Source organism: Actinomadura roseirufa, from assembly GCF_900659635.1.
Classification (GTDB): Bacteria; Actinomycetota; Actinomycetes; order Streptosporangiales; family Streptosporangiaceae; genus Spirillospora; species Spirillospora roseirufa.
Map to the genome: position 1 here is coordinate 1 of NZ_CAACVB010000115.1, position 25,123 is coordinate 25,123.

The 25,123-nt window shown below is 73.3% G+C and carries 21 protein-coding genes; 10 read left to right on the top strand and 11 right to left on the bottom strand.

Annotated features, from left to right (window positions below; all coding sequences use genetic code 11):
* Both E1291_RS23165 and E1291_RS23170 read left to right on the top strand, forming a co-directional pair.
* Nucleotides 1-465: thioesterase family protein (locus tag E1291_RS23165; protein ID WP_165495253.1), on the top strand; the 465-nt coding region annotated here is incomplete at its 5' end.
* Between the two features lie 105 nt (nucleotides 466-570).
* Nucleotides 571-1,500 (top strand): hypothetical protein, encoded by a 930-nt coding sequence (locus E1291_RS23170; protein WP_131740082.1) that lies wholly within the window; start codon nucleotides 571-573, stop codon nucleotides 1,498-1,500.
* A 79-nt stretch (nucleotides 1,501-1,579) separates the two neighbouring features.
* Here the strand turns inward: E1291_RS23170 and E1291_RS23175 are convergent, their stop codons facing one another.
* The gene (locus E1291_RS23175; protein ID WP_242614323.1) at nucleotides 1,580-2,920 is read right to left on the bottom strand and encodes a cation:proton antiporter; all 1,341 of its coding nucleotides are present in this window, start codon (nucleotides 2,918-2,920) and stop codon (nucleotides 1,580-1,582) included.
* A 204-nt stretch (nucleotides 2,921-3,124) separates the two neighbouring features.
* Between E1291_RS23175 and E1291_RS23180 the strand changes: the two genes are divergently transcribed.
* Nucleotides 3,125-4,459 (top strand): UDP-glucose dehydrogenase family protein, encoded by a 1,335-nt coding sequence (locus tag E1291_RS23180; RefSeq protein WP_131740083.1) that lies wholly within the window; start codon nucleotides 3,125-3,127, stop codon nucleotides 4,457-4,459.
* A gap of 46 nt (nucleotides 4,460-4,505) precedes the next feature.
* Nucleotides 4,506-4,928: a CoA-binding protein gene (locus E1291_RS23185; protein ID WP_131740084.1), complete on the top strand. Its 423-nt coding sequence runs from the start codon at nucleotides 4,506-4,508 to the stop codon at nucleotides 4,926-4,928.
* Nucleotides 4,929-4,967: 39 nt separating this feature from the next.
* Here E1291_RS23185 and purE read toward each other — a convergent pair whose 3' ends face one another.
* Both purE and E1291_RS23195 read right to left on the bottom strand, forming a co-directional pair.
* Nucleotides 4,968-5,474, bottom strand: coding sequence for a 5-(carboxyamino)imidazole ribonucleotide mutase (purE, locus tag E1291_RS23190; RefSeq protein ID WP_131740085.1), 507 nt, complete (start codon nucleotides 5,472-5,474; stop codon nucleotides 4,968-4,970).
* Nucleotides 5,471-6,655, bottom strand: a complete 1,185-nt coding sequence (locus E1291_RS23195) for a 5-(carboxyamino)imidazole ribonucleotide synthase (protein ID WP_131740094.1) — start codon at nucleotides 6,653-6,655, stop codon at nucleotides 5,471-5,473. Before E1291_RS23195 ends, purE begins: the two co-directional genes overlap by 4 nt.
* A gap of 293 nt (nucleotides 6,656-6,948) precedes the next feature.
* On the opposite strand from E1291_RS23195, the gene E1291_RS23200 reads away from it, so the two are divergent.
* Nucleotides 6,949-7,620, top strand: coding sequence for a GtrA family protein (locus E1291_RS23200; RefSeq protein WP_131740086.1), 672 nt, complete (start codon nucleotides 6,949-6,951; stop codon nucleotides 7,618-7,620).
* Between the two features lie 85 nt (nucleotides 7,621-7,705).
* Here E1291_RS23200 and E1291_RS23205 read toward each other — a convergent pair whose 3' ends face one another.
* From E1291_RS23205 to glgX, 5 genes are all read right to left on the bottom strand, one after another.
* Nucleotides 7,706-8,983, bottom strand: a complete 1,278-nt coding sequence (locus E1291_RS23205; RefSeq protein ID WP_131740087.1) for an ATP-binding protein — start codon at nucleotides 8,981-8,983, stop codon at nucleotides 7,706-7,708.
* Nucleotides 8,984-9,080: 97 nt separating this feature from the next.
* Nucleotides 9,081-9,752: a response regulator transcription factor gene (locus tag E1291_RS23210; protein WP_019629095.1), complete on the bottom strand. Its 672-nt coding sequence runs from the start codon at nucleotides 9,750-9,752 to the stop codon at nucleotides 9,081-9,083.
* A 150-nt stretch (nucleotides 9,753-9,902) separates the two neighbouring features.
* Nucleotides 9,903-11,690, bottom strand: a complete 1,788-nt coding sequence (gene treZ / locus E1291_RS23215) for a malto-oligosyltrehalose trehalohydrolase (RefSeq protein WP_131740088.1) — start codon at nucleotides 11,688-11,690, stop codon at nucleotides 9,903-9,905.
* Between the two features lie 12 nt (nucleotides 11,691-11,702).
* On the bottom strand, nucleotides 11,703-14,111 hold the full coding sequence (gene treY / locus E1291_RS23220) for a malto-oligosyltrehalose synthase (protein WP_278045279.1): 2,409 nt from the start codon (nucleotides 14,109-14,111) through the stop codon (nucleotides 11,703-11,705).
* Nucleotides 14,112-14,169: 58 nt separating this feature from the next.
* A complete protein-coding gene (gene glgX / locus E1291_RS23225) occupies nucleotides 14,170-16,371 on the bottom strand; it encodes a glycogen debranching protein GlgX (protein WP_131740089.1) in 2,202 nt (733 codons plus the stop codon).
* 155 nt (nucleotides 16,372-16,526) lie between these two features.
* Here glgX and E1291_RS44695 point away from each other — a divergent pair, with 155 nt between their 5' ends.
* The gene (locus E1291_RS44695; RefSeq protein WP_207400889.1) at nucleotides 16,527-16,928 is read left to right on the top strand and encodes a (2Fe-2S)-binding protein; all 402 of its coding nucleotides are present in this window, start codon (nucleotides 16,527-16,529) and stop codon (nucleotides 16,926-16,928) included.
* 104 nt (nucleotides 16,929-17,032) lie between these two features.
* Complete coding sequence (bfr, locus tag E1291_RS23235) at nucleotides 17,033-17,530, top strand: bacterioferritin (RefSeq protein WP_131740090.1); 498 nt, start codon at nucleotides 17,033-17,035, stop codon at nucleotides 17,528-17,530.
* A gap of 105 nt (nucleotides 17,531-17,635) precedes the next feature.
* Here the strand turns inward: bfr and E1291_RS23240 are convergent, their stop codons facing one another.
* Together E1291_RS23240 and E1291_RS23245 are read right to left on the bottom strand one after the other, a co-directional pair.
* Nucleotides 17,636-18,685, bottom strand: coding sequence for an adenylate/guanylate cyclase domain-containing protein (locus E1291_RS23240; RefSeq protein ID WP_131740097.1), 1,050 nt, complete (start codon nucleotides 18,683-18,685; stop codon nucleotides 17,636-17,638).
* A 112-nt stretch (nucleotides 18,686-18,797) separates the two neighbouring features.
* Nucleotides 18,798-19,640, bottom strand: coding sequence for a biotin--[acetyl-CoA-carboxylase] ligase (locus tag E1291_RS23245; RefSeq protein ID WP_165495254.1), 843 nt, complete (start codon nucleotides 19,638-19,640; stop codon nucleotides 18,798-18,800).
* Nucleotides 19,641-19,719: 79 nt separating this feature from the next.
* Between E1291_RS23245 and E1291_RS23250 the strand changes: the two genes are divergently transcribed.
* On the top strand, nucleotides 19,720-20,517 hold the full coding sequence (locus E1291_RS23250) for an enoyl-CoA hydratase/isomerase family protein (RefSeq protein WP_242614324.1): 798 nt from the start codon (nucleotides 19,720-19,722) through the stop codon (nucleotides 20,515-20,517).
* A gap of 51 nt (nucleotides 20,518-20,568) precedes the next feature.
* Here E1291_RS23250 and E1291_RS23255 read toward each other — a convergent pair whose 3' ends face one another.
* Nucleotides 20,569-23,190 carry a phosphoenolpyruvate carboxylase gene (locus E1291_RS23255; protein ID WP_131740099.1) on the bottom strand — a complete coding sequence of 874 codons (2,622 nt, stop codon included), beginning with the start codon at nucleotides 23,188-23,190 and terminating at the stop codon, nucleotides 20,569-20,571.
* Nucleotides 23,191-23,322: 132 nt separating this feature from the next.
* On the opposite strand from E1291_RS23255, the gene E1291_RS23260 reads away from it, so the two are divergent.
* Entirely contained in the window at nucleotides 23,323-24,915 is a 1,593-nt protein-coding gene (locus E1291_RS23260; protein WP_131740092.1) for an acyl-CoA carboxylase subunit beta, read from the top strand.
* A gap of 44 nt (nucleotides 24,916-24,959) precedes the next feature.
* Nucleotides 24,960-25,123 (top strand): acyl-CoA carboxylase subunit epsilon (locus E1291_RS45185; protein WP_370771024.1); only part of this gene is annotated, 164 nt, incomplete at its 3' end.

The following is a 25,123-nucleotide window of genomic DNA, read 5'->3' on the forward strand; positions in this document are numbered from 1 at the left end:
CGGCTGCCGGCCGCCGCGCACGCGCCCGCGCCGCCGCCGGTGCCCGCCTCCCCCGCGCCGTTCAGGGCCTGGGCGGGCGCCTTCACCGAGGGCTACCTCGCGGCGATGGAGTGGCGGCTGCTGGAGGGCTCCATGGCCGACCCGGGGCCCGGCCGCACGTGGGCGCGGGCGAAGGTCCCGCTCGTCGCCGGGGAGGCCGACACGCCGCTGGTGCGCGCGCTCGTCCTGGCCGACAGCGCGTCCGGCATCGGCAGCCAGATCGACCCGTCCGCGTGGCTGATCATCAACACGGATCTGACGGTCGCGCTGCACCGCGACCCCGCCGGGGAGTGGCTCTGCATGGGCGCCGCCCTGCACGCCTCGCCGCACGGAAGCGCGCTGTGCGAGGCGACGCTCGCGGACGCCTCGGGAGAGTTCGGCCGCGTGCTGCAGACACTCCTCGTGGACGAGCCGCCCCCCGCCTGACCTGGGACGCCTCTCCGCTCCCATGGCGCGGCGTCGTTGATCGTTCACTCTCCGTAGTGATAGGTAACGGAGGGAAATGACGAACGATCGTCAGGAGTTCACAGGATGTCGAACCGGGTTCTCACCCTGCTGACCACGACCGTCGCCGCCGCGCTGGCCCTCACGGCCTTCAGCGGCGAAGCGCTCGGCGCCACCGAGGCGCCGGCGCCTCCCGCGTCCGGGGCGCCCGCGCCCCCCGCGGGCGAGGCGCCCGATCCGGGAGCGGCCGCGCCGCGCCCGGGGCAGGGCCAGGCCGAGGCGCCGCAGGCCGCGCAGGAGCCGGCGGCCGCTCAGCAGCCGCAGTCACCGAACAGCGACCCGCAGACGCCCGACGCCCACGCGCAGGCGCCGAACAGCGACCCGCAGGCGGCGAACGGCGACCCGCAGGCCGCCAACGCGAACCAGCAGGCGCCCAACACCGATCCGCAGAACAACAACGACCCGCGGGCCGCCGGCCCGCAGACGCCGAACGGCGATCCGCAGGCGACGAACACCGGCACGCAGGCGCCCAGCGGCGACCCGCAGGCCACCGGCACCAGCCCGCAGGCGCCCGGCACCGACGGCAAGACCGACGCGAAGCCCGAGTCGAAGCCCGACACGAAGCCCGACACGAACGCCGACTCGAAGGCCGGCTCGAAGGCACCGGACGCCGCTCCGAAGACGGCCGAGGAGCCGAAGGCTCAGCAGGCCGCCGCGCCCGGCGCCGCGTCGGAGGCCAAGAACGGCACCGACCTCGCGGCGTGCCGGAGCGCGAGCTGTGAGGTGGAGGTGAAGGACGGCGACAAGATCCCGGTGGAGGGGAAGAACGGCCTGGAGCCGATCGAGGTCACCTACGACGGCTCCCGCGCGACCTTCACCCTGCGGGACAAGCAGTCGATCATGCAGACCTCTCTCGACCCTCGTTCGGGCAAGGCCAAGGCGACCTACGGCGGACTCACGCTGCGGCCGCGCGTCGACAAGAACGGCAAGCTCATCGTCGCGATCTCGCGTTCCTGACCGTTCGGGAGCGCCGGCGAAGGCCCCCGTCCGGGCGACCGGGCGGGGGCCTTCGCGCGCGCCCGCGCCGGCGCGCGCGTCAGGCGACCCCGTCCGGAGACTCCGGCCGGACGGGCTCGTGCCAGGTGAACGCCCGTTCCCGCAGGTCCTCCTCCGCGGTCAGCTCGACCCGCCGCATCGCCAGGCGCAGGATGGGCGGCGCCATCAGCGAGGTGACGATCGCGACGAGGACGATGATGGTGTAGGTCTCGGTGCTCAGCACGCCGAGCCGCAGGCCCGCCATGGCCACGACGACCTCGACCACCCCCCGGGCGTTCATCCCGGCGCCGAGGGCCAGCGCCTCCCAGCGGTCCAGGCGGCTGAGCCGGGCGCCGGCGAAGGCGCCGGTGAACTTGCCCGCGATGGCCACCACCAGCACCACGACCGCGGCGAGCAGCACCGAGGGCCGGCCGAGGGCGGTGAGGTCCATCCGGAGCCCGGCGGTGGCGAAGAACACCGGGGCCATGAAGCCGAGGACGATGGTGCGCAGCGGGGCCAGGTGGGACGCCTCGACGGCGCCGGTGGACCCGATGACGATGCCGCAGACGAAGCCGCCGAAGATGGACTCCAGCCCGAGCCGGTGGGAGGCCGCCGCGGCCAGCAGCATCATCGCGATCATCACGCCGATCGTGAGGGCCGGCTCGCCCCGCGCGACGACGCGGCGCAGCAGCGCGCCGATCGGCGCCCGCAGCAGCACCGCCGCGACCAGCACCAGCAGCAGGTAGCCGATGGACGTGGCGACCTTCCCGGTGCTGACGCCGACCGTCGCCATCGCCGAGACGATCGACAGCATCAGCCAGCCGACCGCGTCGTCGATCATCCCGGCGGTCAGCGTGAGCTGCCCGATGTTGCGGTGCAGCAGGTTCATGTCCATCAGGGTCTTGGCGATCACCGGGATCGCGCTGACGCACATCGCGACGGCGAGGAAGGAGACGCAGACGCCGCGCTCGGCCCCCGCGGCGAACAGCGACCCGGGCAGCGTCAGGCCGCAGGCGACCCCGAGGACGAGCGGCACCAGCAGCCCGAAAAGGCTGATCTTCGCGGCGGCGAGCCCTCTGCGGCGGACCAGCGTGAGGTCAAGCTGGATCCCGGTGAGGCCGACGAGCAGCAGCACGCCTATCTGCCCGAAGGCGTCCATGAGGTGGTACTGGACGGGCTGTTTCGGCAGCAGCCAGCCGGTCAGGTCCGGCGCGAGATGGTCGAGCAGGGACGGCCCCAGGACGACGCCCGCGCACAGCTCCCCGACGACGGCGGGCATGCCCAGGCGCATGCCCAGGCGTCCCATCGCCAGTGCCAGGATGAGCAGGACCGCCACCTGGAGCAGGAACACGAGCAGCTGATGCGAGCTCAGCGGCGCGACGGGAGCAGCGGCAAGACCCACGGCAGCCTCCAGGACGAAGTTCCCGGCAAAGGTGACCGGGAACGCTGGAGAAGGGCTTGAGTCTCGCTAAGGTCCCTGGACGGCCGCGGTGCTACCGGCCGGTACGGGCCCCTGGCCGATGCGGACGCCGCCTCGAATGGGGCAGAGTGCACGTGAGGGTTCACTGGAGGCCGCGGCGGCGCAGTGAACCGAAAGGAGCCCGCCTTGACCCAACGCCTCACGATCATCGGTACCGGTTACCTCGGCGCCACGCACGCGGCGTGCATGGCGGACCTGGGGTTCGAGGTGCTCGGCCTGGACGTCGACGAGGAACGGATCGCCCGCCTGTCGGCCGGCGACCTGCCCTTCTACGAGCCGGGCCTGGAACCGATGCTGCGCCGGGGGCTGGCGAGCGGGCGGCTGCGGTTCACCACGTCCTACGGCGAGGCCGCCGGGTTCGGCGACGTCCACTTCCTGTGCGTCGGGACGCCGCAGAAGGCCGGGGAGTACGCCGCGGACCTGACCTACGTCGACGCCGCGGTCGCCGCCCTGGCGCCGCTGCTGCACCGGCCGTGCCTGGTCGTCGGCAAGTCGACCGTGCCGGTCGGGACGGCGGCCCGGCTCGCGGCGGCGCTCGCCGGGGCGGCCCCGGCGGGGGGCGACGCGGTCCTCGTCTGGAACCCCGAGTTCCTGCGCGAGGGGTTCGCCGTCCAGGACACCCTGCACCCCGACCGGATCGTGGCGGGGCTCCCCGCCGAGCAGGGCGCCGCCGACCACGCCGAGAAGCTGCTGCGCGAGCTCTACGCGGGGATGATCGGCGCGGGCGTCCCCTTCCTCACCACCGACCTGCCGACCGCCGAGCTGGTGAAGGTGTCGGCGAACGCGTTCCTGGCCACCAAGATCTCCTTCATCAACGCGATGGCGGAGGTGTGCGAGGCCGCGCACGCCGACGTGACCAAGCTCTCCGAGGCGCTGGCGTACGACGACCGGATCGGCGGCCGGTTCCTCGGCCCCGGGCTCGGCTTCGGCGGCGGCTGCCTGCCCAAGGACATCCGGGCGTTCATGGCGCGCGCGGGCGAGCTCGGCGCCGACCAGGCGCTGACGTTCCTGCGCGAGGTCGACCAGATCAACATGCGCCGCCGCGTCCGGATGGTGGACCTCGCCCGGCAGCTGCTCGGCGGATCGTTCGCCGGCCGGACGGTCGGCGTGCTGGGCGCGGCGTTCAAGCCGAACTCCGACGACGTCCGCGACTCCCCGGCGCTGGACGTGGCCGCGTCCATCCGGGCCCAGGGCGGGCGGGTGACGGTCTACGACCCGAAGGCCATGGGCAACGCCCGCCGCGCCCAGCCGGAGCTGGACTTCGGGGAGTCGGCGCTGGACGCCGCCGCCGGGGCGCACGTCGTGCTGCTGCTCACCGAGTGGGCCGAGTTCCGCGACATGGACCCCGCCGCGCTGGCCGGCGCGGTCGCCGAACGCAACATCGTCGACGGCCGCAACGCCCTGGACCCCGAGCGGTGGCGGGCCGCCGGGTGGAACTACCGGGCCCTCGGCCGCCCCTGACCCGCCGGGCGGGAACGAACCGGACGCCGATGATGTTGTGGTGGGCATGACCGATGCCTACGCCGACCCGGACGTGATCCGGCGGCTGCTGAACGAGTCCCGGACGTGGGCGTTCGTGGGACTGGGCGACAATCCCGGCCGGGAGGTCCACGCCCAGGCCCGGCTGATGCAGCAGCGCGGGAAGCGGATCATTCCCGTGCACCCGGCCGGGGCGGAGGTCCTCGGCGAGCCGGGCTACCGGTCGCTGGCCGAGCTGCCCGACCCGTCCGCCGTGGACGTGGTGGGCGTGTACCGCCGGTCCGAGCACGCGGGCGCCGCCGTGGACGAGGCGATCGCCGCCGGCGCGCGGGCGGTGTGGCTGCCCCTCCAGGTGATCGACGAGGCGGCCGCGCGGCGCGCCCGCGACGCCGGGCTCGACGTGGTCATGAACCGGTGCCCCGCGGTGGAGTGGGCCCTGCGCCGGCACTGAGGCTGGCACTGGGCCGGCGGCCGGAGGGCGCCGGGCGGCTCAGCGGGCCTGTCGCAACCGTTGTCCCTTGGCCCTGGCCTGGTCGTACAGATCCTGCTGGAAGTCGCGCATCCGCTCCTGGAGGGCCGGGTCCGACGCGGCGAGGATCCGGACCGCGAGCAGGCCCGCGTTGCGCGCGGCGCCGACGGCGACCGTGGCGACCGGAACGCCCGCGGGCATCTGCACGATCGACAGCAGCGAGTCCATGCCGTCCAGGTACTTCAGCGGGACGGGCACGCCGATCACCGGCAGCGGCGTCACCGCGGCGAGCATGCCCGGCAGGTGCGCGGCGCCGCCGGCCCCCGCGATGATCACGCGCAGCCCGCGGCCCGCGGCGGTCTCGCCGTAGTCGATCATGTCGTGCGGCATCCGGTGGGCAGAGACGACGTCGGCCTCATGGGGCACGCCGAACTCCTCCAGCGCCTCGGCGGCGGCCTTCATGACCGGCCAGTCCGAGTCGCTGCCCATCACCACGCCGACGAGCGGCGCCTCCGGTCCCCCGGTCATCGCTCCTCCTTCATGGCCGGCCCCCACCGCAGGTAGTCGGCGGCGTGCCGGGCGCGCTCGCGCAGCTCGGCGAGGTCGCCGCCGAGCGCGGTCACGTGCCCGATCTTGCGGCCGGGCCGCACCTCCTTGCCGTAGAAGTGGACCTTCACGGCCGGATCGTGCGCCATCACGTGGATATAGCGGGAGTAGACGTCCGGGTCGTCGCCGCCCAGGACGTTCGCCATGACCGTATAGGGCGCGGTGGGCTCGGTGGAGCCGAGCGGCAGGTCCAGGACGGCGCGCAGGTGCTGCTCGAACTGGGACGTGCGGGCGCCTTCGATCGTCCAGTGGCCGGAGTTGTGCGGGCGCATGGCCAGCTCGTTCACCACCAGCCCGTGCCCGCCGGACGGGCCGTCCGGCGCGGTCTCGAACAGCTCGACGGCCAGCAGCCCCACGACGCCGAGCTCGTCCGCGACGCGCAGGGCGAGGCTCTGCGCCTCGGCGGCGAGGTCCCGGGACAGGCCGGGAGCGGGCGAGAGGACCTCCACGCAGATGCCGTCCTCCTGGACGGTCTCCACGATCGGGTACGCGGCGCCCTGCCCGTAGGGGGAGCGCGCGACGAGCGCGGCCAGCTCGCGCCGGAACGGGACGTGCGCCTCGGCCATCAGGTCGACGCCCTCCGCCGACAGCCGCCGGACGGTCTCGGCGTCCTCGTCGCCGAGGCCGCGGACGATCCAGACGCCCTTGCCGTCGTAGCCGCCGCGGGTGGCCTTGAGGACCACCGGCCAGCCGTGTTCTCCGGCGAACTCCTCCAGGAAGGCCAGCGGCTCCTCGGCGGGCACGTGCGCGTAGGCGGGGCAGGGCACGCCCATTTCGGAGAGACGCTCGCGCATGACGAGCTTGTCCTGTGCGTGGGCCAGAGCCGCGGATCCGGGACGGCACGCCACGCCCGCGTCCTCCAGCTCCCGGATATGGGCGCCGGGTACGTGCTCGTGGTCGAACGTCACCACGTCGCATCCCTTGGCGAACGCGGCCAGGTCGTCCAGGGACCGGTCGTCCCCGACCCGGGCGTCCGAGACGACCGTGGCCGCCGAATCGGCGGCGGCGCCAGCGAGCACGCGCAGCCGGACGCCGAGCGCGATCGCCGCCTGCTGCGTCATCCGGGCCAGTTGGCCGCCGCCCGCCATCCCGACGGCCGGCATCTGAGCTGGATCTGTCACGCTCAGAGGCTATCGGCCGATTCGCGCCGAACGAATCGGCCGCCCCCCGCGTCCTATCGGGAGGACACCGGATCGGGGCGGCCCGATCGGTGTGTGGACGGCGCGCACGGGGGGAGGGAGGCGTGGAGGGAACGGCACGGACGGCGTGAAACGTTCATGTTCCGACCTCCCCGGGTCACGTGCGTCTATCCTCGTTCGTGCCTTTGCAGTGGCCGCCGCGCCATCACCGGCGGTACCGCGGCCGTAGCCGAAGTCCGGAAGGACGGTTCCTCTTCGTGAGCCTCGTCGCCTCTATCCAACGGCGGTTCGCGCACCTCGTGCGCGAGCTCGCGAAGTTCGGCAGCGTCGGCGCGATCGCTTTCGTGATCACCTTCGCACTCGCGAACGCCCTGCACACGGGGCTCGGCGTGGGCCCGCTGACGTCCAACGGGGTCGCCACGGTGGTCGCCACGACGTTCTCCTACGCGGCCAACCGGTACTGGACGTTCCGGCACCGCGACCGCACCGGCCTCGGCCGCGAGTACGTGCTGTTCTTCGCGCTGAACGGCGTCGGCCTGGCGATCACGCAGCTGTTCGTGGGCTTCACCAGCTACGTGCTGGAACTGTCCGGCCCGATCCCCTTCAACGCCTCGCTGGTGGTCGGCACCGGGGTCGCCACCCTGTTCCGCTACTGGGCGTACAAGAAGTGGGTGTTCCTGCCGCCGACCGCCCCGCAGGTCGACCCGGCGTCCGGCCTGCCGGAGGCCCCGTCCGGCCCGCCCGCCGAGGCCGTTCCCGGCCGCCCGGGCGGAGCGGTGGACGGCGCGGGGGGCGACGCGGCGCACGGGGCGCCCGACCACCTGCCCGGCGCGCACCGGGCGAACGGCCGGCACGCCGGCCGGCCGGGCACGGCCCCGAGGCTCGGGCACCCGCTCGACGCGGACGCCCCGTTCACCCAGACGCACTGATCACCCGGCCCCCGGACCGGCACGGACCGGCACCGAACTCGCCCGGCCCCGCCGCGCCCGTGAGCCCTCCGGAAAGGGCGGGGCGTCAGGCGGGGCCGATGACGACCCGCTCGGACGCCAGCCGCGCCTCGGCGGCCTGGCGGAGGAACACGCCGAACACGGCGGGGCGGGCCTGGATCAGCTCCAGCCGCCCCCCGTCCACCACGGCGAGCGAGCGGGCCAGGTAGAGCCCGAGCCCGGTGCCCTTCCCGCCGCTCACGCTGCGCTCGAAGATGCGCGGCTCCAGCTCCGGCGGGATCCCGGCGCCCTCGTCGCCGACCTCGACCACCACCGAGCTCGCCCCCGGCTTGGTGTTGATCGTGACGGTGCCCGCGCCGTGCATCAGCGAGTTGTCCAGCAGGGTGGCGACGATCTGGGAGAGCCCCTCGGGGTTGGTCATGCCGACCAGGCCCGGCTCGCCGGTGATCCGCACGTCCCGGCCGTCCCGCCGGAAGATCGGCCGCCACTCCTCGACCTGCTGGGCGATGATGTCGTCCACCGGCGAGGCGACCGCGCCGCCGGTGCGGTCGTGCCGGGCGCGGGCCAGCAGCTGCTCCACGACCGCGACGAGGCGCTCGGTCTGGGCGACCGCCGCGGCGCCCTCCTCCCGGACGACGTCGGGATAGTCGGCCGCCTCGATCATCTCCTCCAGCCGCATCGACAGCGCGGTCAGCGGGGTGCGGAGCTGGTGGCTGGCGTCGGAGGCGAACTCGCGGCTCGCGGCGAGCAGGTCGGCGATCCGGACGGCGCTGCGGTCCAGCACCTCGGCGACCCGGTCGACCTCGGCGATGCCGTAGCGGCGGCGGCGCGGCCGGGCGTTGCCGGTGCCGAGCCGGTCGGCGGTCTCGGCGAGGTCGATGAGCGGGAGGGTCAGCTTGCGGGCCTGGACCATCGCCAGGCCGACGGTGACGGCGACGCCGAGCAGCGCCAGGCTGCCGATGAGCAGCAGCGGCCGCAGCGCCTCGGCACGCACCTCGGCGGCCGGGCGGGCGATCCGCACCCGGACCCCGTCGCCCGCGCCGGTGGCGGTGAGCAGCCGCTCACCGCGGCCGGGCGAGCGGCCCGCGGTGACCGTCCGGCCGTCCGGCAGCGTCACCGTGATGTGCCGGCCGGGGTACTCCTGGGCGATCTTCTCGCCGGTCAGCGGCCGATGCGACTCGATGCTGTAGCCGACGCCGCCGACGATGGCGGCCGCCTCCCGGTCCAGCGACTGCCCGGCCTCCTCGTAGATGAGCTTGTGGGTGGCGAAGGCGAGGGGAATGCCGAGCAGCAGGATCGCGACGACCGCCACCGCGAGCGTCGACAGGAGGAGTCGGCGCCTCATCAGGGGCTCCTTCGAAGATGTGGCCACGCCCGTGCGGAACCGCCCCGGCGGCCTCGCGAGGCGCGGGGAAGGACCGCACGGCCGTGGTGGCCGGCGACTAGTCGCCGCGCTCGAACCGGAAGCCGACGCCCCGCACCGTCGTGATGTAGCGGGGGCTGCCGGCGTCGTCGCCGAGCTTGCGGCGCAGCCAGGAAATGTGCATGTCGAGCGTCTTGGTGGAGCCCCACCAGTTCGTGTCCCACACCTCGCGCATGATCTGCTCGCGGGTGACGACCTTGCCCGCGTCGCGGACGAGCACGCGCAGCAGGTCGAACTCCTTGGTGGTGAGCTGGAGCTCCTGGTCGCCCATCCAGGCGCGGCGCGACTCGGCGTCGATCCGCACCCCCTGGACGATCGGGGTCTCGGTGCTGCCCCGGCGCAGCAGCGCGCGCACCCGGGCGAGCAGTTCGGCGAGCCGGAACGGCTTGGTCACATAGTCGTCGGCACCCGCGTCGAGCCCGACGACGGTGTCGACCTCGTCGGCCCGGGCGGTGAGGATCAGTATGGGGACTCCATGCCCCTCGGCACGCACCCGGCGGGCCACTTCGAGGCCGTCGAGTTCGGGCAGGCCCAGATCGAGGACGATGAGGTCCACACCGCCGCCGAGCGCCCGCTCCAGCGCCTGCGGTCCGTCCGGGCTGACTTCGACGGTGTACCCCTCACGGCGGAGCGCGCGGGCGAGAGGCTCGGAGATGGACGTGTCGTCCTCGGCGAGCAGTACTGAGGTCATGGACCGATCGTATGACCATTCTTGAACATTGCCCGGTCGCCGCCACGCTCTTGACCTGCGGTTTGCCACTCGTAGTACATCCTCGAACACCCCGATTCCCGGATAGAGCGGGAGGTGATCGGCATCTCGCCCGGTCGCGCGTCCCCGGGCTCAGCCGAGGACCGCGGCCGACGCCGGCGGGAGCACCAGGATCGCGGTTCCGGAATCGCCGTCGGCGTCCGGTTCGAGGTGGACCGCCTGGTCCGAGGCCAGCAGCAGCCGCGGTTCCGGCTCCCGGCCGGTGGGTCCCCCGGCCGGAATTCGGACGGGATCGCCGCCGAGGTTCGCGGCCACGCCGAGGCCGCCGCGCCACATCATCAGCCAGCCTCGCTCACCGGTCAGGACACTGGTCGCGGACAGGCGCGGGTCGTTCGCCTCCGGACGGGAGCGGCGGAGCCCGATGAGGGAGCGGTGCCAGTCCAGCAGCTCGCGGTGGGGCGCCTTGGCGGGTTCGACCCAGTCGAGCACGGAGGCGCGGAAAGTGTCCTCGGCCTGAGGGTCGGGGACATCTCCCTTCCAGCCGTGCCTGGCGAACTCACGGCGGCGGCCTTCACTCACCGCTCGCGCCAGGCCGGGGTCAACGTGGTCGGTGAAGTAGCACCACGGCGTTGTCGCTCCCCATTCCTCTCCCATGAAGAGCATGGGGGTGAACGGTGCGAGAAGGAGGAGTGCCGCTCCCACTTTGAGCTGGGCAGGGGTGAGCGTGGCCGCGATCCGGTCGCCGGAGGCGCGGTTCCCGATCTGGTCGTGGTTCTGCAAGAACCCCACGAAGCGATGTGCGGGAGTGACCTGCACGTCCACTGGGCGGCCGTGATGTCGTCCCCGGTAGGACGACATGGTCCCGTCGTGGACGAACACGCGTGTCAGAGCCTTCTCCAGCGTCTCCAGGGAACCGAAGTCGCAGTAATAGCCCTGCCGCTCTCCTGTGAGAGCCGCATGCAGGGCGTGGTGGAAATCGTCGCTCCATTGCGCGTCGAGGCCGTATCCGCCCGCGTCCCGTGAGGTGACCATGCGGGGGTCGTTCAGGTCGGACTCGGCGATGAGGAACAGTTCCCGTCCCAGGTGAGCGGAAAGGCTCGCCACCGCGCCTTCCAGTTCTTCCAGGACGTGGACGGCGCGCTGGTCGGCGATGGCGTGGACGGCATCGAGCCGGAGCCCGTCCACGTGGTAGTCCCGTAGCCACATGAGCGCGTTCTGGACGACGAAGGCGCGGACCTCGTCCGAGCCCTCCTGGTCGAAGTTCACGGCGTCGCCCCAGGGGGTGGTGTGGGCGTCGGTGAAGTACGGGCCGTACTCGCCCAGGCGGTTCCCGTCGGGCCCCAGGTGGTTGTAGACGACGTCCAGGATGACGGCCAGCCCGTGGGCGTGGGCGTCGTCCACGAGGCGTTTCAGCCCGTCCGGGCCGCCGTAGGGCTCGTGGGGCGCCCACAGGTGGACCCCGTCGTACCCCCAGCCGTGGTGGCCGGGGAAGGAGGCGACGGGCATGATCTCGACGGCGTCGATCCCGAGCGAGGTCAGGTGGGGAAGACGGCGGGCGGCGGCGTCGAAGGTCCCTTCCGGGGTGAACGTCCCGACATGCAGTTCGTACAGGACGCTGCCGGGGAAGGGACGCCCGTGCCACTGCTGGTCCGTCCAGGTGAACTCGCCGTGGTCGTAGACGCGGCTCCGGCCGTGGACGCCGTCCGGCTGCCACGGGGATCTAGGGTCGGGCAGCGGCTCGCCTCCGTCCAGGACGAAGCCATAGTCCGTACCGTGGGCGGCCGCCTGTACCTCGGCGCCCCACCATCCGGGGCGCCCGTCCAGGTGGGCGAGCGGGTGCCTGGCGACGCCGGTGCCGTGGCCGGTCTCGACGTCCACCCGCCCGGCGGCGGGCGCCCATACCTCGAACCATGCGCTCAACGGGGGCCTCTCTCAGGGACGGACGGACGGGACGAGCAGCGCGACCGGCAGGCGCTCGAAGACGGCGCCCGCGTCGAGCACGGAGCCCTCGTGCTCGGCTCCGGACAGGACGTCCCGCCAGCCCTGGCCGCCGAGCTCCACCTGCGTCCCGGCCCAGCCGCCCCGGCGCTCCAGCCCCATGGGCAGGCGCGTGGCGAGCGTGACGGCCGCGCCGCGCAGGAACGCCACCACGTGCTCCGCGCCGGGCCCCAGCGCGCCGACCGGCTCATGCCGCCCGGCCGGGCCGTACCACTCGGGGCGCGACCTGCGCAGGCGCAGCGCACGCGAGGTGACCAGCAGCTTCTCGTCGTCCACGTCCCGGGGCGGGGCGCCGTCGTCCAGCCGCAGCAGGCGCTCGCGGCGCCGCCCGTAGCCGACGGGGCGCCGGTTGTCGGGGTCGACCAGCGCCCGGCCGGTCAGCTCGCAGCCCTGGTACACGTCCGGAACGCCGGGCATGGTGAGCTGGAGGAGCTTCTGCCCGAGGGAGTTCACCCGCGCGTAGGGCTCCAGCCGCGCCACGAAGGCCGCGAGGTCGGCGATCAGGCCCGCATCGCCGAGGACGCGCCGCGCGTGGGCGAGGACGGACTCCTCGTAGGCGGCGTCCACTTCCACCCAGTCCGTGCGTGTCTTCGCCTCCCGCATCGCCTTGACGAGGAACTCGGTCAACCGCTCCTCGGTGAGCGGCCAAGCGCCGACGAGCGTCTGCCAGAACAGGTAGTCGAGATCGGGTTCCAGGGGTGATTCGTCAGGCCCCCACCATCCACGCCACCGTTCCACCGCTTCCGCCCACTCGCGTGGAAGCTCCGTCAGAACCGCCAAGCGGGCGCGGACGTCCTCCTGGCGTTTCGTGTCGTGCGTGGACAGCGTCGTCATCGTCAACGGGCGGCCCCGGGCCAGCCGCATGCAGTGGGAATGGAAGTCCACGGGGCTCACCGCGAACCGGCCCGGGTCGCCGCCCACCTCGTTCAGGGCGGCCATCCGGTTCCAGCGGTAGAACGCGGTGTCCTCCACGCCCTTGGCCGCCAGCGGCGCCGTGGTCTGCTGGAACCGGATGATGAACTCCGGGTCCTGGCTCATGCCGCGGCCCAGGGCCAGCCGCACGACGGCGTCCAGGTCGGCGTGCAGATCCTCCGGCAGACTCGCCCGAGCGCGGCCGGCGGCCTCCTCCAGCACCTCGGCCGCCTCCCGCGGCGCGTCCTCCCCCGGCACCACGTAGGCCCGGTAGACCGGCATCGCCACGAGCAGCTCCACCAGCGCCCGCTCCAGCCCGGGACGCTCGCCCGCGGTGCGGCGCAGCACCCGCGCCAGCCGGTCGACCTCGGGCTTCAGGCCGTGCCCGGCCACGTGCCGGCGGGCCTCGCGCACGACCTCGCCGAAGGACCGGGGGCCGCCCGTCAGCGCCGTGTAGAGGGCGGTCAGGGGCTCTTCGCCCGCCGGGTCGAGGAACAGGCCGCCGACCGCGCCGAGCGAGTCGTAGCCGGTGGTGCCCGCGCACGGCCAGTCCGCCGGCGGCCGCTCGGTCCCCTCGGTGATCTTCTCCACCAGCACCCAGCGGCCCGGCGCCGCCGCCTCCAGCCACCGCAGGTACCCGCGCGGGTCGGCCAGGCCGTCCGGGTGGTCGATCCGCAGCCCGTCCACCAGGCCCTCCTCGACCAGGCCCAGCAGCAGCCCGTGCGTGCGGTCGAACACCTCACGCTCCTCCTGGCGCAGCCCGATCAGCCCGGAGATGTCGAAGAAGCGCCGGTAGTTGGGCTCGCCCTCGCCGGGCGGGACGAGCCGTCCGCCGCCCGCCTCCCAGTCGACGTCGAACCACCGCGCGTACGGCGAGGACGGGCCGTCCGCCAGCACGGCGGCGAACGGCGCGTTCAGCTCGCGCGGCTCCGGGATCGCCATGTGGTTGGGCACGACGTCGGCCAGCAGCCGCAGGCCGTGCGCGCGGAACCGGGCCGCCATCGCGCCGAACGCCTCCGCCCCGCCCAGCTCGTCCGAGAGACGGCCGTGGTCGACCACGTCGTAGCCGTGGGCGGAACCCGGGGCCGCCTGCAGGATCGGCGACAGGTACACGTGGGACACGCCGAGCGCCGCCAGGTACGGGGCGAGCTCGGCGGCCTCCGCGAACCCGAAGCGGTCCTCCGGCGTGGCGCGGAGCTGGAGCCGGTAGGTGCCGGAGGGGGGCGCCGCGAAGGCGGGGTCGGGCATCGGCTCGTCGGCGCGCCGCTCCTCGGCCGCCGGCTCGCCGGGAAGCGCGCCGGCCGGGCCGCCGGGCGGCGGCTCCGCGGTGGCGGGCTCGGCCGCCTCCGGTCCGGCGGCGTGCGGGGAGGCGTCGGGGACGGCGGGCGCCGGAACCGGGGGAACGACGGGCACGTCGGGGACATCTGGCATGGGGGTGGTGGCATCCGGGACGGTGGGGGGCTGGGCGGGGGCGGGGGGTTGGACGGGGTCAGACACGGCGCAGCACCTGGATGGAGCGGGCACCGACCGGGACGGTCTCGCGGGCCTTGACCACGGGGGACTCCTCCTCCGCCAGCAGCGGGTCGGCGGTGTCGAGCACCTTGATCCACATTTGGCCGTGCACGGCGGCCGGGAGCACGAACGCCAGGTCCCCGTCGTGCGCGTTGACCAGCAGCAGGAACGAGTCGTCCCGGATCCGCCGGCCGCGCCGGTCCGGCTCGCCGATCGCGTCGCCGTTCAGGAACACGATCAGCGACTTGTTGAAGCCGGCCGACCAGTCCGTGTCGGCCATCTCGTCGCCGCCGGGGGTGAACCACACCAGGTCGGGCAGCTCCTGCGCCGGCGGGTCGGTGCCCGCGCGCGCTCCGGGCCCGCTCCGCGGGCCGAGGCTCATCTGGTCGGCGCTCAGCTGATTGCCGCGGAAGAAGCGCCGTCGCCGGAACACCGGATGCTCGGTGCGCAGCTTGGACACCCGGCGGACGAAGTCCAGCAGCGGGCCGCGCTCGTCGAAGAACGTGTCCTCGCGCAGGCCCGTCCAGTCCACCCAGGACAGTTCGCCGTCCTGGCAGTAGGCGTTGTTGTTGCCGTTCTGGGTCCGTCCCAGTTCGTCGCCGTGGGAGAGCATGGGGACGCCCTGGGACAGGAACAGCGTGGTGAGGAAGTTGCGCTTCTGGCGCTCACGGAGCGAGATGAGGTCCAGGTCGTCCGTGGGGCCCTCGTGACCGCCGTTCCATGACCGGTTGTCGTCGCTGCCGTCGGCGCCGCCCTCGCCGTTGGCCTCGTTGTGCTTGTGGTCGTAGGACACGAGGTCGTGCAGGGTGAACCCGTCGTGGCAGGTCACGAAGTTGATCGAGGCGTTGGGGCGGCGGCCGTCGTCGGCGTACAGGTCGGACGAGCCGGTCAGCCGCGACCCGAACTCCGGCATCGACCCCGGCCGGCCGCGCCAGAAGTCGCGCATCGTGTCGCGGTACTTGCCGTTCCACTCCGTCCACAGCGGCGGGAAGTTGCCGACCTGGTAGCCGCCCTCGCCGACGTCCCACGGCTCGGCGATCAGCTTCACCTGCGACACCACCGGGTCCTGCTGGACGAGGTCGAAGAACGCCGACAGCCGGTCCACCTCGTGCAGCTCGCGGGCCAGCGTCGCGGCGAGGTCGAAGCGGAACCCGTCCACGTGCATCTCCGTCACCCAGTACCGCAGCGAGTCCATGATCATCTGCAGGACGTGCGGGCCGCGCATCAGCAGGCTGTTCCCGGTACCGGTCGTGTCCATGTAGTAGCGGGCGTCGTCCTCCACGAGCCGGTAGTAGGAGGCGTTGTCGATCCCCCGGAACGACAGCGTCGGCCCCAGGTGGTTGCCCTCGGCGGTGTGGTTGTAGACGACGTCGAGGATCACCTCGATACCCGCCTCGTGCAGCGCCTTCACCATCGCCTTGAACTCCAGCACCTGCTCGCCCCGGTGTCCCGAGGAGGAGTACTCGGCGTGCGGGGCGAAGAAGCCGATGGTGTTGTAGCCCCAGTAGTTGCGCAGCCCGCGGCGGACGAGCGCGTCGTCGTGCACGAACTGGTGGACGGGCATCAGCTCCACCGCCGTCACGCCGATAGAGCGCAGATGATCGGTGATCACCGGATGGGCGAGGCCCGCGTACGTCCCGCGAAGCGCGCGCGGCACCTCCGGATGACGGGCGGTCAGGCCCTTGACGTGCGCCTCGTAGATCACCGTCTCGTGGTAGGGGATCCGGGGCGGACGGTCGTCGCCCCAGTCGAAGTACGGGCTGACCACCACCGACCGCATCGTGTGCCCCGCCGAGTCACGGTCGTTCAGCGACCAGGGGTCCCCGAACCGGTAGCCGAAGCACGACTCGTCCCAGTCGACCGTCCCCTCCATCGCCATCGCGTACGGATCGAGGAGGAGCTTCGCCGGATTGCACCGCTGCCCCAGGCGCGGCTCGTACGGCCCGTGCACCCGGTACCCGTACCGCCGCCCCGGCATCACCCCCGGCAGGTACGCGTGCCACACGAAGGCGTCGACCTCCGGCAGCGTCAGCCTCGTCTCCTCGTCGTCCCCCGCGGGCCCGTCGAACAGGCACAGCTCCACCCGTTCGGCCGCCTCGGAGAACACGGCGAAGTTCGTCCCCGCTCCGTCGAAGCGGGCCCCGAGCGGATATGCGTCGCCCGGCCATACCTGCGCCAATGTCCCGTCCTCCCGTCCAATGCGACGGGACCCTTTCCCCCTGAGGGTTGGATCACACCATTGGGGAGGTCTCTGGCCAGAACGGACGGACGTGAGCTACCTTAGGGGAGCCTAACCTTATTGAGGGCAGCCTAAGAGCCCAGGTCAGGTGCTCAATGTCCGTCATCGTCGCAGGGAAGGTTCCCCACCGGATGTACGTCTGCATCTGCAACGCCGTCACCGAGGACGACGTTCACGGCTGCATGGCGAGCGGCGCCTGCGTCACCGCCAAGGACGTCAGGGCGGCCTGCGGCATGAAGCCCGGCTGCGGCAACTGCACGAAGCGGTTGCACGCGATGATCAGCGAGTACCGCACCGCGAGCGACCTGGCCGACGCCCTCACCGGCGGCCCCGCCTCCCTCACGGCCGTGCCCGGACCCGCGCACCGGACCACCGGCGCGCCCGTCTTCGACGCACCGGCCTTCGACGCACCGGCCTTCGAGACACGGCCCGCGGCCGGGGACGCCCTCGTCCTCGGCGACGGCGAAAGGGGAACCGCCCCGCAGACGGCCGCCTGACCCGCGATCCAGGTCCCCGTACGGCCCGCCCATGAGGGGTGAGCACTCGCCGTACGGGGGTCAGTGCTGTTTACTTCCGGGGCGCCGTGGAAGCATGGGGCGGTATGGATGGGGACAAGGACATCATCGCGCTGCTGAACGAGCAGCTCACCGCCGAGCTGACCGCGATCAACCAGTACTTCCTGCACTCCAAGATGCAGCAGAACTGGGGCTACACCCGGATCGCCCGGCACACCCGGGAAGAGTCCATCGACGAGATGCGGCACGCCGAGCGGCTGACCGACCGGATCCTGTTCCTCGAAGGGCTCCCGAACTACCAGCGGCTCGGGACGCTGCGCATCGGCCAGACCGTCTTCGAGCAGCTCGAGGCCGACCTTCAGGTCGAGATGGAGGCCGTGGCCCGGCTGCGGCCCGGCATCGAGCTGATGCGCTCGCGCGGCGACGTGACCTCCGCCCGGATCTTCGAGGACATCCTCGCCGACGAGGAGGAGCACATCGACTACCTCGAAACCGAGATCGCCCTCGTCCGGGCCCTGGGCGAGCAGAACTACCTGCAGCGCCTCACCGACGCCCCCGGAGAGGGCACGCCCAGCGCCGTCTGACGCTCCCGCCCGTTCCGCCCCCGCCGTCACGGCGCGGGGGCGTCACGGCGCGGCGGTGCGCGCCACCGCGGGCGGACCCCGCCTAGGTGGGCCCGTGCGGGCGGGCTACGCGGTGGGCGGCAGGTGCAGGGTCTCGACGCCGGAGCCGTCCGGCGGCTTGGGGTTGCGGCGCAGGACGTACGGCTGCACGATGCCGAGGCCGCGGACCGGGCGGCGCACGATGCGGGTCACCTCGTAGGCCGGTTCCTTCTCCAGCTGCGCGGCCAGCTCGGTGTCGATCACCACGGCGCCCGGCCGGGCCAGCGAGGTCAGCCGGGCCGCGAGGTTCACGGTGGTCCCGAACACGTCGCCCATCAGGGGCAGCACCGGCCCGTAGGCCACGCCGACCCGCACGTCCGGCACCTCGGTCTCGTCCTGGATGGCGGCGGCGACGGTCAGCGCGATCTCCGCGCCGATCCGCGGGGTCTCGGCGCTGAACAGGACCTCGTCGCCGAGCGTCTTCACCAGCCGCCCGCCGCAGGAGGCGATGATGTCGGCGGCGGTCTCCTCGAACCACTCCACCACCCGGGCCAGCTCGATCTCCTCCAGCTCCCGGCTGACCTGCGTGAACGACACCATGTCGGCGAACCCGACGGTGGTCATCGGGCGGCCCGAGGGGTCGCCGTTCTCGCGGGTCGCGGCCGCCGCCATCGCGCGGGTCCCGGCGGCGGCGAGCTGGCGCCGCCACGCGTGCACCACCAGCGGTTCGAACTCCTCGACGTGCCGCTCGGCGATGTCGACGATCGTGTCCACGGCCTGGGCGGACGGCTGCTGGTCGCCGAGATCATGGCCGAGCATGCTGCGCAGGAGGTTCACCTGCCACTCGGCGAGCCGCGTCATCGTCTGCCCGAACGCGCGGACGAGCCGGATGACCCCGTCCTCGTCCAGGACGCCGTCCTCCATCAGCCCGCGGATGCGGCACAGCGCGGCGATGTCGCCCTCGGTGTAGGCGACGGCGTCGTCCGGCATCGACGGGTACCCGAACGCCCGCCACAGCCGGCCGGAGAACTCCCGGGTGACCCCCGAGAGACGGACGGCGTCGACGCGCGTGTAGCGCAGCTCGCCCCCGAGGAGAAGCTCCTCGATCTCCTTCGGATCCGGCAATCCGGCCGCCATCTGCCCGCCCCTCAGTCCACCGTCGCCGTGGGCCCCGTCGGCGGTGTCGTGGCCCGGTACCACGACATATCGTTGCAGATCCGACGGCGTTTCGGTGTTCGGCACGGGGTGTTCATCGGACGTGCACCACGTCACCGGCGCTCACCGCGCGCTCGCCGGCCGGCCCGGCGACGACCAGCCGGCCCGCGCCGTCGACGTCCCGGGCCGTCCCCCCGAGCGCCTGGGCGCCGGGCAGCTCGACCCGCACCTGACGGCCGAGCGTCGCGCACAGGTCCTTGTAGGCGGTGCGCAGGCCGCTGGTCTCCGGGTCGCCGCCGAGCGCGGTCCACTCCCGGTACCACGTCTCGAACTCGCGCAGGATCGCGCGCAGCAGCGGCGCCCGGTCGCTGAGCAGGGCCCCCTCGATCGCCAGCGACGTGGCCGCGGGCACCGGCAGCTCCTCCTCCCGCAGGCCGACGTTCAGCCCGACGCCGACGACGATCGCGTCCTCGACCTTCTCGACCAGGATCCCGGCCAGCTTCCGGTCGCCCACCAGCACGTCGTTGGGCCACTTGAGGCGGGCGTCCACGGCCGGGACGCCCTCCTCGCGCTCGTTCCGGGCGGTCATCCGGCGGACGGCGGTCGCCACCACGACCCCGGTCAGCAGCGGCGCCCAGCCGAGCAGCGGCACCGGCACCGCGGGCCGCAGCAGCAGCGAGAACATCAGCCCGGAGCGCGGCGGCGCGGCCCAGGAGCGGCCCAGCCGGCCCCGGCCCGCGGTCTGGACCTCGGTGGCCAGCACGGTCCCCTCCGGTTCTCCGGCCCGGACCGCCTCGGCGAGATCGGCGTTGGTCGACCCGGTCTCGGCCACGACGCGGACGTCGCGCCACAGCCCGTCCGGCCGGACGAGCGAGCGCCGCAGCGCCTCCCCGTGCAGCGGCGGCCTCTCCAGATCTCCATAAGGTGAATCGCTCACACAGTCATCTTGCATGGCGCGCGTCACCGGGCGCCGGGCGACCTCCTTCCACGGCCGGTTCAGCGCATAGGGTGCGGATGTGGATGGAGTGACCCTGGAGGGCGTGACGCTGCGGCGCGGGGCCCCCGACGAGCACGTCGCGGAGATCGTTCTGGATCGGCCGGAGGCCCTGAACGCCCTCTCCACCGCCATGGCGCGGCGCCTCGCCGCCGTCTGCGCCGAGGTGGCCGCGGACGCCTCCGCGCGGGCCGTGGTGCTGAGCGCCGCGGGCGAGAAGGCGTTCTGCGTGGGCGCCGATCTCAAAGAGCGCAACGGGATGACCGATGACGAGCTGATGGCGCAGCGGCCGGTGTTCCGGGCCGCGTTCGGCGGCGTGCTGAACCTGCCGCAGCCGGTGGTCGCGGCCGTGCACGGCTACGCGCTCGGCGGCGGCTGCGAGTTCGCGCTGTCCGCCGACATCATCGTCGCGGACGCGACGGCGGTTTTCGGGCTGCCCGAGGTCGGCGTCGGGCTCGTCCCCGGCGGCGGCGGGACCCAGCTCGCGCTGCGCCGGCTCGGCCCCGGCAGGGCCGCCGACCTGGTCCTCACCGGCCGCCGGGTGGGCGTGGACGAGGCCCTGGACCTCGGCCTGGCCGACCGGAAGGTCGCCGGCGGCACCGCCCGCGAGGAGGCCCTCGCGATCGCCGGGCAGATCGCCCGGAACTCGCCCATCGCCGTCCGCGCCGCCAAGCGCGCCCTGCGGCTCGGCGGCGGCGTGTCCCTGGACGCCGCCCTCGACCTGGAGGACAACGCCTGGCGGACCGCCGCGCTCTCCCCCGACCGGCGCGAGGGCATCGCCGCCTTCAACGCCAAACGCAAGCCCGACTGGCCGTCCTGACCGGGGAGGACGGCCCTCAGAGGGTCTCGATGTGGCGCCTGACGGGCGCCATCAGCCGGTGTTCTGGAGACCGGCGGCGACGCCGTTCACCGAGAGCAGCAGCAACGACTCCATCCGGCCACGCTCCTCCTCGTCGTCGACCCCGGCGCGCAGCGCGGCCAGGGCCCGCAGTTGGAGATGCGACAGGGCGTCCACGTACGGGTCGCGCAGCTCCACCGCCCTCGACAGGACGCGGCGGTTCTCCAGCAGCCGTTCGTGGCCCGTGACCGCGAGCACCAGCGCGCGGGTCCGGTCGTACTCCGCCAGGACGGTCGCGGTCATCTCGGGACGCCCGCCCAGCGCCAGGTAGCGCTCGGCAATCGCCCGGTCGGACTTGGCCAGGCTCATCTCGGCGTTGTCGAGGAGCGTGTTGAACAGCGGCCACGCCTCGTACGCCTCGCGCAGCTCCGACACGTCCCGGCCGTCGTCGGACACGGCCGCGAGACCGCTGCCGAGGCCGTACCAGCCGGGAAGGTTCACCCGCGTCTGCGTCCAGGCGAACACCCACGGGATCGCCCGCAGGTCGTCCAGGTCCCGGGCGGCCTTGCGGCGCGCCGGACGCGAGCCGATGCGCAGCTCGGCGATCTCCTCCAATGGGCTGACGCGGGCGAACCAGGCGGCGAACCCGTCGGTCTCGATCAGCGCCCGGAACGCCGCCTTCGCCGCCTCACCGATCTTGTCGGCGAGCGGGCGGAACCGGGCCGCGGCCTGGCGCGCCCGGTCCTGGACGGGGCCGGTCGAGGCCAGCAGCACCGCGCTGGTCACCTGCTCGACGTGGCGGCGGGCGATCTGCGGGTGGCCGTACCGGGCGAAGATCACCTCGCCCTGCTCGGTGACCTTGAACCGGCCCGCGACCGATCCCGGCGCCTGCGCCAGGATCGCCCGGTTCGCGGGGCCGCCGCCCCGGCCGAGCGAGCCGCCGCGGCCATGGAAGAGCGTCAGCGTGACGTCGCTCCGCGCGGCCCACGCGGTGAGCGCCTCCTGCGTGTCGTACAGGCGCAGGGTGGCGCTGGCCGGGCCGAGCTGCTTGGCCGAGTCGGAGTAGCCGAGCATGACCTCCAGCCGGCGGCCGGTGTCGTCCAGCCGGCGCCGGACGGCCGGGATCTCCAGCATCCCCTCCAGCACCCGCGGGGCGCGCTCCAGGTCCTCGCCGGTCTCGAACAGCGGGACGACGTCCAGGACGGGCGCGCCGTCGCCCAGCGAGGCCGCCAGCTCGTGGACGTTCGCGATGTCCTCGGCCGAGCGGGTGAACGACACGACGTAGCGGTGGCAGGCGCGGACGCCGAAGCGCCGCTGGATCCACGCCACGACGCGGAGGGTCTCAAGGATCTCCTCCGTCATCTCACTCAGTTCCCCGCCGGAGCGGACCTCGGCCAGGGCCTTCTCGTGCAGCTCCGAATGCTGGCGGATCTCCAGCTCGGCCAGGTGGAATCCGAACGTCTCGACCTGCCAGATCAGATGCTGGACGCGCCCGTACGCCTGCCGGACGGCGCCCGCCCGCGCCAGCGAGTCCTGGACGGTCCGCAGGTCGTCCAGCAGCTCCTCGGGCGAGCCGTAGGCGAGATCGGCGTCCCGCTCACGGGTCGCGGCGATCCGCGCCGCCGCGTACAGCAGGAACTGGCGGTGCGGCTCGCCCGGCGAGCGCTGGGCCAGCTCGCCGGTCCGGCCCGGCTGCGCGGTGCGGGCCGCGGCGAGCGCGCCGCGCAGCTCCGGCGACGCGGGCGTCGTGGCCTCGTGGACGGTCAGCTCCCGGCCGATCCGCCCGCAGGCCGCCTCCAGCGCCCGCAGCACGTGGTCGGCCTGGATCATCACCGCGTCCCGGGTGACCCGGGCCGTGACGTAGGGGTTGCCGTCCCGGTCCCCGCCGATCCAGCTGCCGAACCGCAGGTACGGGCGGACCCGCGGCGGACGCGCCCCGCTGGCGCCGTCCCCGCCCTCGGCGGTGTCCTCGGCCGTGTCATCGTCGAGGGCCTGGTCGAGCGCCCGGTAGACGTCCGGGACGACCCGGAAGATCGTCTCGTCGAACGCGGCCATCGCGGTGCGGACCTCGTCCAGCGGGTCCATCTGCGCGCCGCGGCGCAGCGCAGTCCGCCACAGCAGGTCGATCTCCTCGCGGAGCCGCCGCCCGGCCTCCTCCCGCTCCCCCGCGCCCGTCCCGGCGTTCAGCGCCGCGAGCAGGTCGCTGATCCGCTGGATGGCGGTGACCACGGCGCGGCGGCGGGCCTCGGTCGGGTGGGCGGTGAAGACCGGCCGGAACTCCAGCCCCTCGACGACCTCCGCGAGCCGCCCGTCCCCCTCGGCGCGGATCCGCTCGACGGCCGCCGCCACCGAGCCGGGGACGACGCCGCCGGTGTCGCGCTCGCGCAGCGTCCGGATCCGGTGGTGCTCCTCGGCCAGGTTCGTCAGGTGGAAGTAGACGGTGAACGCGCGCGCGACCTGCTCGGCACGTTCCAGCGTCCATCCGTCGACCAGGGCGGCGGCCTCGGCGCCGTCCGTCTCGCCCAGCCGGGCCGCGATCACCGCGCGGCGCAGCCGCTCGACGTCGTCCAGCAGGTCCCGGCCGCCGTACTCCACGAGGGCGTCGCCGAGCATGGCCCCCAGCAGCCGCACGTCGCGGCGCAGCGGTTCCGGCATGTCCCGCCGGACGGTCTCACGCGTCTCAGTAGCCACCCGCCCCAGCGTAGTGAGCGGCCCCGGCGCGCGTTCACCCCGGTCAGGGCGCCCCGGTCGCGAGCGCGGGATCGGGATGTGGTTACCCTGGCCCGCATGGCGATGGAAGCCCCTGAACCCCCGGCCGGCATCGACGTCCACACGACCGCGGGAAAGATCGCGGACCTGGAGCGGCGCCGGCACGAGGCCGTGCACGCCGGATCGGCGCGCGCCGTCGAGAAGCAGCACGCCAAGGGCAAGATGACGGCCCGTGAGCGGATCGACGCACTCTTGGACCCCGGCTCGTTCGTCGAGTTCGACGAGCTGGCCCGGCACCGCTCCACCAGTTTCGGGATGGAGCGCAACCGGCCCTACGGCGACGGCGTCGTCACCGGCCACGGCACCGTCGACGGCCGGCCCGTCGCGGTGTTCAGCCAGGACTTCACCGTCTCCGGCGGCTCGCTCGGCGAGGTCTTCGGCGAGAAGATCTGCAAGGTCATGGACCACGCGCTGAAGACCGGCTGCCCGGTGGTCGGCATCAACGACTCGGGCGGCGCGCGGATCCAGGAGGGCGTGGTCGCCCTCGGCCTCTACGCCGAGATCTTCAAGCGCAACGTGCACGCCTCCGGCGTCATCCCGCAGATCTCCCTGGTCATGGGCCCGTGCGCGGGCGGCGCGGTGTACTCCCCGGCGATCACCGACTTCATCGTCATGGTCGACAAGACCTCGCACATGTTCATCACCGGCCCCGACGTGATCAAGACGGTCACCGGCGAGGAGGTGACGATGGAGGAGCTCGGCGGCGCCCACTCGCACAACTCCCGCTCCGGCGTCGCCCACTACCAGGGCTCGGACGAGGACGACGCGATCGAGTACGTCAAGGCGCTGCTGTCGTACCTGCCGTCCAACAACCTGTCCGACGCGCCCGCGCTCGACGCGCCCACCGACCCGGCCGAGCTCGACGAGGAGCTGGACGCCCTCGTCCCCGACTCGCCGAACCAGCCCTACGACATGCACACCGCCATCGAGCACGTGCTGGACGACGGCGAGTTCCTGGAGGTCCAGGAGCAGTTCGCGCCCAACATCATCGTCGGCTTCGGCCGGGTCGAGGGGCACTCGGTCGGCATCGTCGCGAACCAGCCGATGCAGTTCGCCGGCACGCTCGACATCGACGCCTCGGAGAAGGCCGCGCGGTTCGTCCGCACCTGCGACGCGTTCAACGTCCCCGTGCTGACCTTCGTGGACGTCCCGGGCTTCCTGCCCGGCACCGACCAGGAGTGGAACGGGATCATCCGGCGCGGCGCCAAGCTGCTGTACGCCTACGCCGAGGCCACCGTCCCGCTCGTCACGGTGATCACCCGCAAGGCGTACGGCGGCGCCTACGACGTCATGGGCTCCAAGCACCTCGGCGCCGACGTCAACCTCGCCTGGCCGACCGCGCAGATCGCCGTCATGGGCGCGCAGGGCGCCGTCAACATCCTGTACCGGCGCGAGCTGGCCGCGGCCGAGGACCCCGACGTCCGCCGCGCCGAGCTGATCACCGAGTACGAGGACACCCTCGCCAACCCCTACATCGCGGCCGAGCGCGGTTACGTCGACAGCGTGATCAAGCCGTCCGAGACGCGCGGGCAGGTCGTCCGGGCGCTGCGGGCGCTGCGCGACAAGCGCACGACCCTGCCGCCCAAGAAGCACGGGAACATCCCGCTCTGACCCGGCCCTCCCACGATGCCCGGTCACGGAGGCGAGGAGAAGCCATGACCGCCGAAGACACGCCGTTCCTGCGGATCGTCCGGGGCGACCCGTCGCCCGCCGAGGTCGCCGCGCTCGTCGCCGGGTTCCTCGCCCCCGACCAGGGCGAGGTGCTGATCGACGGCCGCGACGTCACCCGGGTGCCCCCGGCGGCGCGCGCGATCGGGAT

Coding starts and splice junctions, on each gene's coding strand:
- E1291_RS23240 (WP_131740097.1), bottom strand. CDS start 18,685: ATGGCGGCCGGATTGCCGGATCCGAAGGAGATCGAGGAGCTTCTCCTC.
- E1291_RS23205 (WP_131740087.1), bottom strand. CDS start 8,983: ATGAGGCGCCGACTCCTCCTGTCGACGCTCGCGGTGGCGGTCGTCGCG.
- E1291_RS23210 (WP_019629095.1), bottom strand. CDS start 9,752: ATGACCTCAGTACTGCTCGCCGAGGACGACACGTCCATCTCCGAGCCT.
- E1291_RS23170 (WP_131740082.1), top strand. CDS start 571: ATGTCGAACCGGGTTCTCACCCTGCTGACCACGACCGTCGCCGCCGCG.
- bfr (WP_131740090.1), top strand. CDS start 17,033: ATGGATGGGGACAAGGACATCATCGCGCTGCTGAACGAGCAGCTCACC.
- E1291_RS44695 (WP_207400889.1), top strand. CDS start 16,527: ATGTCCGTCATCGTCGCAGGGAAGGTTCCCCACCGGATGTACGTCTGC.
- treY (WP_278045279.1), bottom strand. CDS start 14,111: ATGCCAGATGTCCCCGACGTGCCCGTCGTTCCCCCGGTTCCGGCGCCC.
- E1291_RS23185 (WP_131740084.1), top strand. CDS start 4,506: ATGACCGATGCCTACGCCGACCCGGACGTGATCCGGCGGCTGCTGAAC.
- E1291_RS23260 (WP_131740092.1), top strand. CDS start 23,323: ATGGCGATGGAAGCCCCTGAACCCCCGGCCGGCATCGACGTCCACACG.
- E1291_RS23195 (WP_131740094.1), bottom strand. CDS start 6,655: ATGCCGGCCGTCGGGATGGCGGGCGGCGGCCAACTGGCCCGGATGACG.
- purE (WP_131740085.1), bottom strand. CDS start 5,474: ATGACCGGGGGACCGGAGGCGCCGCTCGTCGGCGTGGTGATGGGCAGC.
- E1291_RS23255 (WP_131740099.1), bottom strand. CDS start 23,190: ATGCCGGAACCGCTGCGCCGCGACGTGCGGCTGCTGGGGGCCATGCTC.